Genomic DNA, 14,360 nt, shown 5'->3' with positions numbered 1-14,360 from the left:
TCCAATCTGTCTGTTATTTGTCCAGCGCTTCCAGCACCTTGGCGGTGATATCGATGCGCGGGCTGGCCCATACCGCGTCCTGCAGGACGATGTCGTAGCCTTCGGTCGTTGCGATCTGCTTGATGATCTTGGTCGCTTTTTCGGCGATCGCCGCGCGCTCCTCATTGGTGCGCTGGCTCAGGTCCTCGCGGAATTCGCGCTGGCGGCGCTGGAAGTTCAGGTCCGCCTCGTAGGCCTCGCGCTGCAAGCGGCTGCGCTCCGGCTCGGGCTTGACCGAACCTTCCTTCTCCCACTTGTCGGCGGCGGCCTTGGAGCGCACGGCCAGTTCCTGCAGCGCTTTTTCGCGGCTGGAGAATTCCTCGCGCAGCTTGTTGTCGGCCAGCTTGGCCAGCTTCGACTCGTTATAGATGCGCTCGGCGCTCAGCCAGGCGATCTTGGAGGACTGCGCTTGCGCCGGCGCCGTGGCGATGATTCCCAGCGCCAGGATGGCAGCCATTTTGCTCAGCGTAGCGGTGGCAGTCTTCAACTTCATTCTCCGTATAAAAAGACGTTGCTATACAGCAATTAGAAGCCGGTACCCATCTGGAACTGGAAGCGTTCCAGGCGGTCGCCGAACTTTTCATTCAGAGGCAAAGCATAACTCAACTTCAGCGGGCCGACCGGGGAAATCCAGCTCAGGCCCAGGCCCGCCGAGAAGCGCAGCTCGGACAGGCGCATCTTGGCGCGCTCCTGGTACACCTGGCCGCCGTCAAGGAAGCCGAACCAGCGCAGCGAGCGGTCCTGGCCCTGGCCAGGGAACGGCATCTGCAGCTCGGTGTTCATGATCAGGCGCGAGGCGCCACCCAGCGTGTCGCCGAAGCGCGGGTCCACCACGCCCAGCGAGGAGCTGGCGTAGCCGCGCACCGAACCGATGCCGCCGGCGTAGAAGTTCTTGAAGACCGGGTAGCGCTTGCCGCCGAAGCCGCGGCCGTAATCGAACTCGCCCTTCAGCGCCAGGGTGATCTTGTTGGTCAGCGGCTTGTACCACTGGGTCTCGTACACGGTGCGCCAGTACTTGGTCTCGCCGATCGCGTCCAGCTCCAGGTTAATACGCTGCATGAAGCCGATGGTCGGGGTCATGGCCGAGTCGCGGCTGTCGCGCGCCCAGGCGGCGGTCAGCGGCACCGAGTAGGCGTTGACCGAGCCGACGCCGTTGGCCGGGCCGCCCAGGTCGCGCACATACTGCAGGAAGTAGGCCGGCGACGATTCGTCGGTTTCCACGCGCGATTTTTCCAGGCCGATGCCGAAGAACACGGTGTCGGTTTCAGAGAACGGCACGCCGAAGCTGATGCGGCCGCCGGTCTGCTTGATGTTGTACAGGCCCGAGTTCACTGCCGGCGGACGGAAGGTACGCAGGTAAAGCTCGTAGCTGCGCGACACGCCGTCTTCGGTGAAGTAAGGGTTGGTGTGGTTGAAGGCGATGGTGCGGCTGTACTTGGAGGTATTCAGCTCCAGGCCCACGGTATTGCCCGAACCGGCGAAGTTGGCCTGCTGGATCGCGGCGTTGAAGGTGAACTTTTCAGCCTGCGAGAAGGCGCCGCCGATCTGGAAGTTGCCGGTCGGGCGTTCCACCACGGTCAGGTTGATGTCGACCTGGTCGGAAGTGCCCTGCGCTTCCGGCGTGTCCACGGTCACGTCCTTGAAGTAGCCGGTGCGGTCCACGCGGTCGCGCGAAGCCTTGATCTTGTTGGCGTCGTACCAGCTCGATTCGAACTGGCGGAACTCGCGGCGGATCACTTCGTCGCGGGTGGTGGTATTGCCCGAGATATTAATATGGCGCACATAGGCGCGCTTGCCCGGGTCCACCATGAAGGTGAAGGCGACCTTGCGGTTCTCCTGGTCGAGTTCCGGATTAGCGTTGACGTTGGCGAAGGCGAAGCCGAAATTGCCCAGGCGGTCGGTGATCAGCTTATTGGTGGCGGTCAGCGCGCGGCCCGAATACAGCTTGCCGGGTTTCAGCAGCACCAGCTGGCGCAGCTCGTCTTCGCGGCCGTACATTTCGCCTTCGAACTTGATGTCGGAGACGGTGTATTGCGCGCCTTCGGTGATATTGATGGTGATGTAGATGTCCTTCTTGTCCGGGGTGATCGACACCTGGGTGGAATCCACATTCATCTCGATATAGCCCTGGTCCGTGTAGAAGGACTTGAGGGATTCGATATCGCCATTCAGCTTGGTCTTGGAATACTGGTCGGCCTTGGTGTACCAGCTGAACCAGCCGCCGGTATTCAGGGCGATCTGCTCGCGCAGTTGCTTGTCGCTGAAAGCCTTGTTGCCGACAAAACTGATCTGCTTGATGCGCGCCACATCGCCTTCATCGACTTCAAAGTCGATGCTGACGCGGTTACGCTCCATCGGCGTCACGGTGGTGGTGATCTTCACGCCGTACAGGCCGCGCGACAGGTACTGGCGCTTGAGTTCCTGTTCGGCGCGGTCGACCGACGCCTTGTCGAAGGTCTTGGCTTCGCCGACGCCGATATCCTTCAGCGCCTTGATCAGCATGTCCTTCTCGAATTCGTGGGTGCCTTTGAAGTCCACCTTGGCGATGGCCGGGCGCTCTTCCACGATCACGACCAGCACATTGCCGTCGCGTTCCAGTTTCACGTCTTTGAAGATGCCGGTCGCGTACAGGGCCTTGATGGTGGCCACGCTTTTGTCATCACTAAAGGTTTCGCCCACGCGCACCGGCAGGTAGCTGAATACGGTACCGGCTTCGGTACGCTGGATGCCTTCGACGCGGATATCCTTGACGACAAACGATTCGGCGGCCAGTGCACTGCCGGAGCAGATTGCCAGGACGGCGGCGCCTACCAGGGTGCGGCGGAAATTGGGAGCGATACGATCAGTGTGTAATTTCATCGGCAAATCGAAAAATATTAAAGCTTCCGGGCCAGGTCATTGAAAATCGCCAGCGCCATTAAAGACACCAGCAATCCCAGTCCAATACGCTGCGCCAGATCGGCAATACGTGCCGAAACAGGACGCCCGGTCAAAACTTCCAGCGAATAATACAGCAAATGCCCCCCATCCAGAACAGGAATTGGTAGCAAATTCATTAAGCCAAGGCTCACGCTGATAAAGGCGACGAAGGCGATAAAAGATTCGGCGCCCATTTTGGCCGTTTCACCCGCATATTCAGCGATGGTAATCGGGCCGGTAATATTCTTCAGCGAGACTTCTCCCACGATCATGCGGCCCAGGATGCGCAGGGTCATGCTGCAAATCTCGGTCACCTGGCGCGCCGCCTTGGCCGTGGCGTCCAGCGGGCCATAGCGCACTGCCATCGTATCAACGGCGCCCACCAGTTCGGCCTTGATCTTACCGACTGTTACAAGGCCTTTGCTGTTGGCGGACTTGTCTTCCACCGCTTCCGGGGTGACCGCGAGTTCGAGCGGCTTGCCGTCGCGCTGCACCGTCACGGCCAGGGTGCGGCCGGGGGCGCGCTGCACTTCCCGCAGGAAGGCGCGCGCGTCGGGCACCGGCTGACCGTCGACCGCCAGGATGGTGTCGCCTTTCTGCAGGCCGGCGCGGCGCGCGGCGCCGCCCTCCTCCATGCGGCCGATCACGGCCGGCGGGCGCATCAGGTCCAGGCCCAGGGCGCTGGGCACGTCGTCTTCCAGCTTGATGCCGGCCGCGGCCGACGCCGGCAAGGTGGCGCGCACCGTGCCGTAGCCGGGACGTTCGGACTCCAGGCGCAGGTCTTCCTTATGGATGGCGGCCTGGATGATGGCCCAGCGCAGCTCATTCCAACCCTGCACCGGCTCGCCGTTGACCGACTTCACCAGGTCGCCGCGCTGCACGCCCGCAGCGGCAGCCGCCGTGGCGGCCTGCGGCGCGCCCACGCGCGCGGTGGGCTCCTGCACGCCGGTCATATACAGGCCGGCATACAGGGCGATGGCAAGCAGGAAGTTGGCCAGCGGCCCGGCAGCCACGATGGCAATGCGTTTCCAGACATTCTGGCGGGTGAACTCGCGCGCCAGGTCCTCCGGCGGCAGTCCTTCCGTCTCGGTTTCCCGCGCGTCCAGCATCTTGACGTAGCCGCCCAGCGGGATGGCCGACAGGGCCCACTCGGTCTGGTCTTTGCCGAATTTGCGCATCCAGACCACGCGCCCCATGCCGACCGAGAAGCGCAGCACCTTCACGCCGCACCAGCGGGCCACCAGGTAATGGCCCAGCTCGTGGATGACAATCAGGGAACCAAGACAGACGATGGTAGCGAGGATGGTGCGCAAGGTGTCCATGGCTGGCCCTCCTGGGTTATCCCGAAATAATGCGTTCCGCAGCGGATCGCGCCAGCGCGTCCTGCGCCATCACGGCCTCGATGCTGCTGGCCGCGCCGTGCGGCAGTTCATCCATGACCTGGGCGATCACGCGGTCGATGCGGCGGAAGCCGATGCGCTCGTCGAGGAAGGCTTGCACCGCCACCTCGTTGGCCGCGTTCAGCAGGGCTGGCGCGGTGCCGCCGGCGCGCAGGGCGTCGAAGGCCAGCGCCAGGCAGGGGAAGCGTGCGAAATCCGGTTTTTCAAATTGCAGCGTGCCGACCTGGGTCAGGTCCAGCTGCGCCACGCCGGAGGCGATGCGCTCCGGGTAGGCCAGCGCGTGCGCGATCGGGGTGCGCATGTCCGGGTTGCCCAGCTCCGCCAGCACCGAGCCGTCGTTGTAGGACACCATGGAGTGCACCACCGACTGCGGGTGGATCACCACTTCGATCTGCTCGGCGGAGGCGCCGAACAGCCAATGCGCCTCGATCACCTCCAGGCCCTTGTTCATCATGGTCGCGGAGTCGACCGAAATCTTGCGGCCCATGACCCATTTCGGGTGCTTGCAGGCCTCGTCCGGCGTCACGTTTTCCAGCGTGGCCACGTCGCGTTTCAGGAACGGGCCGCCGGAGGCGGTCAGCAGCACCTTGGTCACGCCGGCCGCGGCCGGGGCGCGCCCGTAGTGCTGCGGCAGGCACTGGAAGATGGCGTTGTGTTCCGAGTCGATCGGCAGCAGCACGGCGCCGCTGGCGGCCACCGCGTCCATGAACAGCTGGCCGGACATGACCAGCGCTTCCTTATTCGCCAGCATGACTTTCTTGCCGGCGCGAGCGGCGGCCAGGGTCGGCGCCAGGCCGGCGGCGCCGACGATGGCAGCCATCACGGCATCGGTGTCGGCAGCGGCGGACACGGCGCACAGCGCCGCCTCGCCCCACTCCACTTCGGTGCGGCAGCCGGCGGCGCGCAGCAAGGCGGCCAGTTGCTCGGCGCCGGCAGCGCTGCCCACCACGGCGCGCGCCGGGCGGAACTGGATGCACTGCGCCGCCAACTCTTCGACCCGGCTATGGGCGGTCAGCGCGTAGACGGAGTAACGGTCCGGGTGGCGCGCAATGACGTCCAGCGTGGAAACGCCGATGGAACCGGTGGCGCCGAGAATGGTAATGCGTTGCATGGAATTCCTTAGAACAGCCTTGGGGTGATCAGCGCGGCGATCGGCAGTACCGGCACCAGCGCGTCGATCCGGTCCAGCACGCCGCCGTGGCCAGGCAGCAGGTTGCTGCTGTCCTTCATGCCGGCGCGGCGCTTGAGCATGGACTCGAACAGGTCGCCTACGATGGAGGCGGCCACCACCAGCACCAGCACGGCCAGCATGATGCCCCAACCCATGCGCTCGGCCAGGCGCACCGCGAAGGTGCCCTGCAGCAGCGGCACGGACGGCGCCAGCAGCACGGTCGCGCTGGCCAGCAGCAGCACGGCCAGCAGGCCGCCGACCGCGCCTTCCCACGATTTGCCGGGGGAGATGGTAGGCGCCAGTTTGTGCTTGCCGAAGGCCTTGCCCGAGAAATAGGCGAAGATGTCGGCCGCCCACACCACCGCCATCACCGACAGCAGGTAGACCGGGCCGCGCGCAAACAGCAGCAGGATGGCGACGAAGCACGACACCAGGGTGGCCGCATACACCATGCTCAGCATGGTATTGCCGGCGCCTTCAGCCGGCGGCAGGCCCAGTTTCAGGGACGGCGTAAAACGGATCAGCCAGATGGCGGCGCCGATGGCGAGCCAGAACTTGGCTTGCTCCAGGCCGTTGCTGAAGAAGAAGGTGTAGACGAAGGCCAGCGTCCAGGCGCCGGCCACCACGATGGCGGCGCGGTTCTTGAACAGGCGGAAAGTTTCCCACACGGCGGCGGCGAAGAAGACAGTCACCACCGCGTCCACCGCCGGCTGGTAGCCGGAGAACAGGACGGGCAGCAGTACCGCCAGCAGCAGGACGGCGGTAATCACGCGGGTTTTCAGCATGCTAGTTTAGCTTTTCTGGGCCACTTGGTCGCCGGTGCGGCCAAAGCGGCGTTCACGGTTCTGGTAGGAGGCAATCGCCTCGTCCAGGCGTTCGGCATTGAAATCGGGCCAATAGGTATCGGTGAAGTGCAGCTCCGTGTAGGCCAGTTGCCACAGCAGGAAGTTGGAGATGCGCTCTTCGCCGCCGGTGCGGATGAACAGATCCGGCTCGGGCGCATAGGCCATGGACAGGTACGGCGCCAGCTGCTCTTCGGAGAAGTCGGTCACGCCCGGATGCTCGGCCACCATCTTGCCGATGGCCTGCATGATATCCCAGCGGCCGCCGTAGTTGGCGCACACGGTGACGGTCATGCGGGTGTTGTTGGCGGTCTTGCGCTCGGCGTTGGCGATCATTTCCTGCAGCTTCGCATCGAAGCGCGACAGGTCGCCCACCACCTTCAGGCGGATATTATTCGCATGCATCTTCGACACTTCGCGCTCCAGCGCGGTGACGAACAGTTTCATCAAGAGCGAAACTTCCTCTTCCGGCCGGCGCCAGTTCTCGGAGCTGAACGCGAAGACGGTCAGGTACTCGATGCCGCGCGCGGCGCAGGCTTCCACCACGGTGCGCACCGCTTCCACGCCCTTGACGTGGCCTGCCACGCGCGGCATGAAACGCTTGGTTGCCCAGCGTCCGTTGCCGTCCATGATAATGGCCAGGTGGCGCGGCACCTTGGGCGCATCCGGAACTGCGGTCGTCGAACTCGAATATTTCATAGGTACGTAAACTAAAAATCCGGGGACGTGGAGGCAATGCCTCCACCCCTCCCCGGTTTTGGGTCCTTAGACGGTCAGGACTTCTTTCTCTTTTTCGGCAACGATCTTGTCGATGTCGGCGATGAACTTGTCGGTCAGCTTCTGCACTTCGTCGACGCCGCGACGCTCGTCGTCTTCCGAAATGGCTTTGTCCTTGACCAGCTTTTTCATGGCTTCGTTGGCGTCGCGGCGGATGTTGCGCACGGCCACTTTCGAATCTTCGCCTTCGCCTTTGCACAGCTTGACCATTTCCTTGCGGCGCTCTTCGTTCAGCGGCGGGGTCGGCACGCGGATGGTGTCGCCTTGCGAGGCCGGGTTCAGGCCCAGGTCGGAATCACGGATCGCCTTTTCGATCACGGCGCCCATTTTCTTTTCGAACGGGGTCACGCCGATAGTGCGCGCGTCGACCAGGGTCAGGTTGGCGACCTGGTTGATCGGGGTTGGGTTGCCGTAGTAATCCACCATCACGCTGTCCAGCATGCCGACGTGGGCACGACCGGTACGCACCTTGGCCAGATTGGCGCGCAAGGTTTCCAGGGATTTGCCCATTTTGTCCTGGGCGCTCTTTTTAATGTCAGCAGTAGACATTCATAACTCCTGTTGCTTTAACTTGAATATTATTAAACGTGTACCAGTGTACCCTCTTCCTCGCCCATAATCACGTTCATCAACGCGCCGGGTTTGGTAATCGAGAACACTTTAATCGGCAGCTTCTGGTCGCGGCACAGCGCAAAGGCGGTGGCGTCCATTACCTGCAGGTGCTTGGAGATCGCTTCGTCGAAGCTGATCTTGTGATACATGGTGGCGTTCGGGTCCTTCTTCGGGTCGGCGGTGTAGATGCCGTCGACCTTGGTCGCCTTCAGCACGATTTCCGCACTCATTTCCGAACCGCGCAGCGCGGCAGCGGTGTCGGTGGTGAAGAACGGGTTGCCGGTGCCGGCAGCGAAGATCACGACCTTGCCTTCTTCCAGGTACTGCAGCGCTTTCGGGCGCACATACGGCTCGACCACCTGCTCGATGCCGATGGCCGACATCACGCGCGCGGTCACGCCCACGTGCTTCATCGCATCGGCCAGGGCCAGGGCGTTCATCACGGTAGCCAGCATGCCCATGTAGTCGGCAGTCGCGCGGTCCATGCCCTGGGCGCCTGGCGCCACGCCACGGAAGATGTTGCCGCCGCCAATCACGACCGCTACTTCAACGCCCAGCTTTGCGACTTCGGCGACGTCCGCCACAGTGCGCTCGATGGTGGCGCGGTTGATGCCGTACGGGTCGTCGCCCATCAGGGCTTCGCCGGACAATTTCAGGAGGACGCGCTTGAAGGCTGGTTTTGACATGAGCTGGGGCTCCTTTTTCAATGTTTTGTTCGGTCTGGCTTCGGCGGCAATGATAACGGAAATGCCATTGTCCACCGTTCAAATCGCAGCGTGCAAGCCTTAAAAAAAGCTTAACAAGCCGGGTACAGCTAAAAAAACGGGCCTTGCGGCCCGTTCTCTTGATTATGCGCCTTTGGAGGCAGCCATTTGGGCTGCGACTTCCGCCGCGAAATCGTCAACTTTCTTCTCAATGCCTTCGCCAACCACGTACATGGTGAAGCCCTTAACGGTGGTGTTAGCGGCTTTCAGCATCTGCTCGATGGACTGCTTGTCGTTTTTCACGAAAGCCTGGTTCATCAGGGACACTTCTTTCAGGTACTTGGCCACGGCGCCATCGATACGCTTGGCAACGATGTCGGCTGGCTGGGCTGGCTTGCCGGCGGCAACAGCGGCAGCTGCATCTTCGTCGGACTTGGCCTGGGCAACCGAACGCTCTTTAGCGATCAGGTCAGCTGGCACGTTGTCGGACGACAGGGCGACTGGCTTCATTGCAGCGATGTGCATGGCCACGTCTTTACCCACTTGCTCGTCGGCGCCGTCGAAATCAACGATCACGCCGATCTTGGTGCCGTGCAGGTAGGTTGCCAGCTTGCCGGTGGTTTCAAAACGCTGGAAACGACGGAAGGACATGTTTTCGCCGATTTTACCAACCAGGGCGGCGCGCACTTCGTCCAGGGTCTGGCCGTTGCCAGCTGGCAGAGCCTGCAGGGCAGCAACGTCAGCCGGGTTGTGTTCAGCGGCCAGCTTGGCAGCCAGGGCGGCCAGGGCCAGGAAGTCGTCGTTTTTCGCAACGAAGTCGGTCTCGGAGTTCACTTCCACCAGGGCGCCGACGTTGCCAGCGATGTAGGAAGCAACCACGCCTTCAGCGGTGATACGTGCCGAAGCTTTGGCAGCTTTGCCGCCCAGCTTAACGCGCAGCAGCTCTTCCGCTTTGTCCATGTCGCCGCCGGCTTCGGTCAGCGCTTTTTTGCATTCCATCATTGGCGCGTCGGTTTTTGCGCGCAGTTCGCCTACCATTGCTGCAGTAATTGCTGCCATGTGTTTCTCCTGTATTCGGTTTGGGATTCTGTCCGGGGCGGCGCCAAAGGCAGCCTGCTCGTCCGGGTGATTCGGTTTAAAAAAAAGGGGGAGCTGGTGGGCCACCCCTTTCTCAAGCTGAAGCTGCCTTGCGGCAGCCAGGCAATTAAGCCTGCTCGTTAACTTCTACGAACTCGTCGCCAGCTGCAGTCTTGATCGATTCCAGGACTTCAGTGGTGGCGTTTGCGCGGCCTTCCAGGATCGCGTCTGCTACGCCGCGGGCGTACAGGGTGATCGCTTTGGAAGAGTCGTCGTTACCAGGGATAACGTGGGTCACGCCTGCTGGGGAGTGGTTGGTATCGACCACACCGATCACTGGGATGCCCAGTTTTGCAGCTTCGGTGATCGCGCCTTTGTGGTAGCCAACGTCCACCACGAAGATTGCGTCAGGAACACCGCCCATATCCTTGATACCGCCGATGGATTTCTGCAGCTTGTCCAGTTCGCGACGGAACAGCAGTGCTTCTTTTTTCGACAGCTTCTCGACGGAACCGTCTTCGATCGATGCTTCCATGTCTTTCAGGCGCTTGATCGAGGTCTTGATGGTCTTGAAGTTGGTCAGCATGCCGCCCAGCCAACGCTGGTCAACAAACGGAACACCTGCGCGCTGAGCTTCAGCAGCGATGATGTCGCGAGCCTGGCGCTTGGTGCCAACCATCAGGATGGTGCCACGGGAAGCGGAGATTTGACGGATGGTTTTCATCGCGTCCTGGTACATGGCCAGGGTCTTTTCCAGGTTGATGATGTGAATCTTGTTGCGGTGGCCGAAGATGAACGGAGCCATCTTTGGGTTCCAGAAACGGGTTTGGTGACCGAAATGGACGCCGGCTTCCAGCATTTCACGCATCGTTACAGACATATTTACTCCAGGGTTGGGTCTGGAATCCGCCCAGTGACCCTTGCGGGCACCCTTGTTGGGGGGATTCGGGTTTATAAAATAAGAAAATTTACAACATTGCAAGAACGGAGTTCAGGCAACCATCGATTTTAGCTTATTCAGGGGGTGCTGTGCAAGCGTGTTGCCGCTCTGCCGGCCGTGCACCGGGCGGCATTTTAGTGCAACATTGACAATGAATACAAAATATTTCGCACTTTTTGTATTTTCCTGTCGATTCCGGCAAGGCTGGCACGTCGTGCCTATACCAACCACCCACAAGGAGACTTGAAATGGCAACCAACACCATCAAACTGCACCGCGTCCTGCGCGCCTCCCCGGATCGCATCTACAAAGCCTGGACCACCGCTGCCGCCTTCAACAAATGGCTGCCGCCGAACGGCTACCTGGGCGAGGTACACGAAATGGATGCCCGCGTAGGCGGCAAGTACCGCATGTCCTTCACCGACCTCGGCACCGGCTTCACGCACTCCTTTGGCGGCGAGTACCTGGAACTGCACCCGGGCGAGAAGATCCGCTACAGCGCCACCTTCGACGACCCCAACCTGCCGGGCCAGATGACCTCCACCATCATCCTGCGCGCCGTTTCCTGCGGCACCGAGGTCGAAATCACCCAGGAAGGCGTGCCGGCCGTGATCCCGGCCGACCAGTGCTACGTGGGCTGGCAGCAGTCGCTGGCCTTGCTTGCCCTGCTGGTTGAACAATAAGGAGGCGCACATGGGAACCCCATCCTCCTACTTCCCGTCCATCGAAGCCAAATACGGCCAGCCGATCGAGCACTGGTTCAAGCTGCTGCAGGGCATGAAAGGCATGAAGCACATGGACATGGTCGGAGTGCTGAAGAACGAGCACGCCATGGGTCATGGTCACGCCAACGCCCTGGTGGCGCACCATCTGGCGGCAGGCAAGCCAGCCAAAGCTTGATCTGGCTCTAAGCGGGTAAGGGGGTAGTCGCCATAATGGGGAATCTCACGGAGGTTCCCCATGAGTCTGGTTGACATCCAATCCGCCACCGCCGAAGATCAAGTTATGGATCCCGCCCTCAAACAGTATGTCGATTCCAGCCTTGCCGTTTCCGAAGCGCGCCACGATGCGAAACTTGCTGAGTTCCGCGCCATTATGGAGGCCTACACAGCTCGCGCCGACGAGCGCGAGGCCGCGGCCCGTGAGCGGGAGGCTGCTGCCCGCGATCGGGAAGAGCTTCGCGCTCGCGACGTTGAGCGGCGCATGGCCGCCTTTGAACAGGCCGTGACCAGCGTCAAGCGCGCTGTGGTCGCAACCGGCATCGCGGCCACCCTCAGCACAGTCTTCGGCGTTGCCGCCTTCAACGCAGCGCTACTGCAAAATATGCAGTCCGCTTTCGGGCAGGGCCGGCAAGCATCGCCGGCGCAAGTCGAAATCCTGCTGAAACTCAACCAGATCGAACATCTGCTCGCCGAAAAGCGCACTACGCCGACGCGATGACTCAAGCCACCGTGAACGCGACCGGACCGGCCAGCGCCTGGTAACCATCGTTGTACAGCAGCCACGCCGAGTAGCTTCCCGCGACCAGCGCCGACGTTTCGAAGCGGACGCTACCTGAGCCGGCCCCGACATATTGCCACGCCAGGGAGGACGCCTGCCCGGGCGTGACGCCGCTACGGTAGATGCCGATCCAGTTCTTGCCGCTCACTTGGGGCGCGGGCACCGTGTAGGCCAAACTGAGCGGGGTCGCGCGCGGCACCGCGACCGGGGTTGCCGCCAGCGTCGCCCGCGCCCCTGCGCCGCTGCGCGCGAGCGCCGGATCGGTGCGCAGCGGCTGCCCAATCTCGACGCGGCCCGCCATGCGGCGCAAGTACTGGCTATCCATATCGCAGCTGACCGACAAGTCATACCAGCCAAAACTGGCGGCAACCGACACCCTGACCGCCACCTGCTGGCCGGCCCCAACGGTATGGCTGCTCTCTCCACGGCCATAGGCATTGTCGACCACCTTGAAGGTGACAGCCGCCGCACCGCCGGCATTCGACAGGATGACATCGACACCCTGCGCCGTGAAGTTGGCATGGGCGTTAAACGACACTTCAGGCCGCGCACCGCCAGCCGCATTGGCCAGCGCCAGCACGCCGCCGTACTCGCGCAGGAAGCCATTCGGGCCGAGCACGCTCAAGTGATAGTTCGCGCCATTCCAGTTCCACACCTCACGCTCGATACGCTTGCCGGCCTCCACCGTGTAGTACCAAGGCCCATCGGTGCGCGCCCGCGAATAGACAATGAATGCGCCGCCCGCCGCGCCCTGGTTAAAGAAGGACAACTCAAACTGGCGCGCCGCCGCCACGCGTCCGCTCACCGCAAAGTTGTACGGTAAGGCGCATGAATAGCGCGGGCTGCCCGCCTCCTGTAGCGGTAGCGTTTGCAGCGCCGGGGGCTGCGGGTACGGTTTGCCGGAGACCAGCTGGTAGCTGGTTGTCTTGGGCACGGAGGCCGGCCAGGCGGCATTCGGCGTCCTGAAATCGAAGGCGGAGGTCAGGTCGCCGCACACCGCCCGGCGCCAAGGGGAAATATGCTCGCAGCGCGTGCTGCTGCGCGCCTTGCCGCGCGCTGCAAGCCACTCCTCCAGGAAGCGCAGTTTAGACGTGTGGTCGAACAGCTGCGAGCAAACGCGGCCGCCCTTGCTCCAGGGCGAAATCACCAGCATCGGCACGCGCGGCCCCAGGCCGACTGGCACGCCATTGTAGTTCTCGTACTGCCCCACGTCCGCCATGGTCGCGCGCCCCATGCCCGGATTCAGCGGCGCCAGGTGCGAAGGGATATGGTCGAAGAAGCCGTCGTTCTCATCGTAGGTGAGCAGGAAGACCGTTTTCGACCAGACCTCGGGGTTGGCCACCAGCGCCGCCAGCAGACGCGCGGTCAGGTTCTCCCCTGCGTTGGGCGAATTGGGCGAGTGCTCGGTATAGTCGTTCGGCGCGCAGATCCACGATACCTGCGGCAAGCGGTTATTGCGCACATCGTCCGCAAACGAGGCGACCAGCCAGTCACCCTTGGTGCCGCGCGCGTTCGCCTCGGTCGAACCTGGCGCGATGGCGCGCCCCTTCTGGTACAGCGGGCTGTCCGGCGACAGGCGCGAGCCGTCGGCATTCACGCGGAAATTGCGGAAATAGGCCAGGTAGTTATCGCCATAGTTGTCCCGTTCCTGATAGACCTTCCAGCTGACGCTGTTCCCCTCCAGCACTTCCGCATAGGTGCGCCAGTTCGGCGCGCCGGCCGTCACGCTGGAGCCGATGTTGTCGTACTTGGGATCGTTGTTGTAATAGCCGGCCGCATCGATGTTGTACAGGCTGCCCATCGATCCCAGCCAGTTCTGGTTGGTGCCGGTCAGCGAGTACATGCGGTTCGGGTCGGTCGCGCCGAAGATCGAGCAGTGGTAGTCGTCGCAGATGGTGAAGGCGTCCGCCAGGGCATAGTAGAACGGCAGGTCGCCACGATCGAAATAGCCCATGGCCTGGGCCGTCTTCTGCTTGACCCAGGCATCCCAGCCCTGCCAGGTCGCCTGCGAACCCTTCCAGCTGTGATTGGTGCCAAGCGACAGCGCGCTTGTATTTTTTGCATCAAAGTGGAAAGGCAACACATAGCCGCCCGCCGCGTTGGGCTGATACCAGACCGGCTTACCATCCGGCAAGGTGATGGCACGCGGGTCATTAAAACCGCGCACGCCGGCCAGGGTGCCGAAATAATGGTCAAAGGAACGGTTTTCCTGCATGAAGATCACCACGTGCTGCACATCGGCCAGGGTGCCGGTGGGACTGTAGGCCGGCACCGCCAGCGCTTGCCGGATCAGGTCGGGAAACAGGGTGCCGGCGGCGCCGGCGGTGGCCATGCCGAGGAATTTGCGGCGGCTGGAGGGCATCGGTCTTCCTTATGGGT

At 62.4% G+C, this 14,360-nt stretch carries 14 protein-coding genes; 3 read left to right on the top strand and 11 right to left on the bottom strand.

Features of this window, described 5'->3' with window-relative positions; all coding sequences use genetic code 11:
• Nucleotides 1-13: 13 nt before the first annotated feature.
• The 10 genes from GTP41_RS18055 to rpsB form a co-directional block, all read right to left on the bottom strand.
• Nucleotides 14-532, bottom strand: a complete 519-nt coding sequence (locus GTP41_RS18055; protein ID WP_161026972.1) for an OmpH/Skp family outer membrane protein — start codon at nt 530-532, stop codon at nt 14-16.
• Nucleotides 533-564: 32 nt separating this feature from the next.
• Nucleotides 565-2,898 carry an outer membrane protein assembly factor BamA gene (gene bamA, locus GTP41_RS18050; RefSeq protein WP_161026971.1) on the bottom strand — a complete coding sequence of 778 codons (2,334 nt, stop codon included), beginning with the start codon at nt 2,896-2,898 and terminating at the stop codon, nt 565-567.
• 17 nt (nt 2,899-2,915) lie between these two features.
• Entirely contained in the window at nt 2,916-4,280 is a 1,365-nt protein-coding gene (rseP, locus tag GTP41_RS18045; protein WP_161026970.1) for an RIP metalloprotease RseP, read from the bottom strand.
• A gap of 16 nt (nt 4,281-4,296) precedes the next feature.
• A complete protein-coding gene (gene ispC / locus GTP41_RS18040; RefSeq protein WP_161026969.1) occupies nt 4,297-5,469 on the bottom strand; it encodes a 1-deoxy-D-xylulose-5-phosphate reductoisomerase in 1,173 nt (390 codons plus the stop codon).
• A gap of 8 nt (nt 5,470-5,477) precedes the next feature.
• The gene (locus GTP41_RS18035; RefSeq protein ID WP_161026968.1) at nt 5,478-6,314 is read right to left on the bottom strand and encodes a phosphatidate cytidylyltransferase; all 837 of its coding nucleotides are present in this window, start codon (nt 6,312-6,314) and stop codon (nt 5,478-5,480) included.
• A gap of 6 nt (nt 6,315-6,320) precedes the next feature.
• Nucleotides 6,321-7,070: a polyprenyl diphosphate synthase gene (gene uppS, locus GTP41_RS18030; RefSeq protein WP_161026967.1), complete on the bottom strand. Its 750-nt coding sequence runs from the start codon at nt 7,068-7,070 to the stop codon at nt 6,321-6,323.
• A gap of 66 nt (nt 7,071-7,136) precedes the next feature.
• A complete protein-coding gene (frr, locus tag GTP41_RS18025; RefSeq protein ID WP_161026966.1) occupies nt 7,137-7,697 on the bottom strand; it encodes a ribosome recycling factor in 561 nt (186 codons plus the stop codon).
• Between the two features lie 32 nt (nt 7,698-7,729).
• Nucleotides 7,730-8,446 (bottom strand): UMP kinase, encoded by a 717-nt coding sequence (gene pyrH / locus GTP41_RS18020; RefSeq protein WP_161026965.1) that lies wholly within the window; start codon nt 8,444-8,446, stop codon nt 7,730-7,732.
• A 162-nt stretch (nt 8,447-8,608) separates the two neighbouring features.
• The gene (gene tsf / locus GTP41_RS18015; protein WP_161026964.1) at nt 8,609-9,523 is read right to left on the bottom strand and encodes a translation elongation factor Ts; all 915 of its coding nucleotides are present in this window, start codon (nt 9,521-9,523) and stop codon (nt 8,609-8,611) included.
• Between the two features lie 145 nt (nt 9,524-9,668).
• Nucleotides 9,669-10,421 carry a 30S ribosomal protein S2 gene (gene rpsB, locus GTP41_RS18010; RefSeq protein ID WP_161026963.1) on the bottom strand — a complete coding sequence of 251 codons (753 nt, stop codon included), beginning with the start codon at nt 10,419-10,421 and terminating at the stop codon, nt 9,669-9,671.
• A 308-nt stretch (nt 10,422-10,729) separates the two neighbouring features.
• Between rpsB and GTP41_RS18005 the strand changes: the two genes are divergently transcribed.
• The 3 genes from GTP41_RS18005 to GTP41_RS17995 are packed head-to-tail and all read left to right on the top strand — an operon-like array spanning nt 10,730 to nt 11,921.
• Nucleotides 10,730-11,164 carry an SRPBCC family protein gene (locus tag GTP41_RS18005; protein WP_161026962.1) on the top strand — a complete coding sequence of 145 codons (435 nt, stop codon included), beginning with the start codon at nt 10,730-10,732 and terminating at the stop codon, nt 11,162-11,164.
• Nucleotides 11,165-11,174: 10 nt separating this feature from the next.
• Nucleotides 11,175-11,381, top strand: a complete 207-nt coding sequence (locus tag GTP41_RS18000; protein ID WP_161026961.1) for a DUF4287 domain-containing protein — start codon at nt 11,175-11,177, stop codon at nt 11,379-11,381.
• Between the two features lie 60 nt (nt 11,382-11,441).
• Nucleotides 11,442-11,921 (top strand): hypothetical protein, encoded by a 480-nt coding sequence (locus GTP41_RS17995; protein ID WP_161026960.1) that lies wholly within the window; start codon nt 11,442-11,444, stop codon nt 11,919-11,921.
• Nucleotide 11,922: 1 nt separating this feature from the next.
• Here the strand turns inward: GTP41_RS17995 and GTP41_RS17990 are convergent, their stop codons facing one another.
• Nucleotides 11,923-14,343, bottom strand: a complete 2,421-nt coding sequence (locus tag GTP41_RS17990; protein ID WP_161026959.1) for a phosphocholine-specific phospholipase C — start codon at nt 14,341-14,343, stop codon at nt 11,923-11,925.
• Between the last annotated feature and the right edge of the window lie 17 nt (nt 14,344-14,360).

The sequence above is a fragment of the Pseudoduganella guangdongensis genome, assembly GCF_009857475.1.
In the GTDB taxonomy this organism is placed as follows: Bacteria; Pseudomonadota; Gammaproteobacteria; order Burkholderiales; family Burkholderiaceae_D; genus Rugamonas; species Rugamonas guangdongensis.
The sequence above is the reverse complement of the archived record's forward strand: the minus strand, read 5'-3'. Positions and strand labels throughout refer to the sequence as shown.

Excerpts from the sequence above, each read along its gene's own strand:
- GTP41_RS18055 (WP_161026972.1), bottom strand. The coding sequence starts at position 532 with ATGAAGTTGAAGACTGCCACCGCTACGCTGAGCAAAATGGCTGCCATC.
- bamA (WP_161026971.1), bottom strand. The coding sequence starts at position 2,898 with ATGAAATTACACACTGATCGTATCGCTCCCAATTTCCGCCGCACCCTG.
- rseP (WP_161026970.1), bottom strand. The coding sequence starts at position 4,280 with ATGGACACCTTGCGCACCATCCTCGCTACCATCGTCTGTCTTGGTTCC.
- ispC (WP_161026969.1), bottom strand. The coding sequence starts at position 5,469 with ATGCAACGCATTACCATTCTCGGCGCCACCGGTTCCATCGGCGTTTCC.
- GTP41_RS18035 (WP_161026968.1), bottom strand. The coding sequence starts at position 6,314 with ATGCTGAAAACCCGCGTGATTACCGCCGTCCTGCTGCTGGCGGTACTG.
- uppS (WP_161026967.1), bottom strand. The coding sequence starts at position 7,070 with ATGAAATATTCGAGTTCGACGACCGCAGTTCCGGATGCGCCCAAGGTG.
- frr (WP_161026966.1), bottom strand. The coding sequence starts at position 7,697 with ATGTCTACTGCTGACATTAAAAAGAGCGCCCAGGACAAAATGGGCAAA.
- pyrH (WP_161026965.1), bottom strand. The coding sequence starts at position 8,446 with ATGTCAAAACCAGCCTTCAAGCGCGTCCTCCTGAAATTGTCCGGCGAA.
- tsf (WP_161026964.1), bottom strand. The coding sequence starts at position 9,523 with ATGGCAGCAATTACTGCAGCAATGGTAGGCGAACTGCGCGCAAAAACC.
- rpsB (WP_161026963.1), bottom strand. The coding sequence starts at position 10,421 with ATGTCTGTAACGATGCGTGAAATGCTGGAAGCCGGCGTCCATTTCGGT.
- GTP41_RS18005 (WP_161026962.1), top strand. The coding sequence starts at position 10,730 with ATGGCAACCAACACCATCAAACTGCACCGCGTCCTGCGCGCCTCCCCG.
- GTP41_RS18000 (WP_161026961.1), top strand. The coding sequence starts at position 11,175 with ATGGGAACCCCATCCTCCTACTTCCCGTCCATCGAAGCCAAATACGGC.
- GTP41_RS17995 (WP_161026960.1), top strand. The coding sequence starts at position 11,442 with ATGAGTCTGGTTGACATCCAATCCGCCACCGCCGAAGATCAAGTTATG.
- GTP41_RS17990 (WP_161026959.1), bottom strand. The coding sequence starts at position 14,343 with ATGCCCTCCAGCCGCCGCAAATTCCTCGGCATGGCCACCGCCGGCGCC.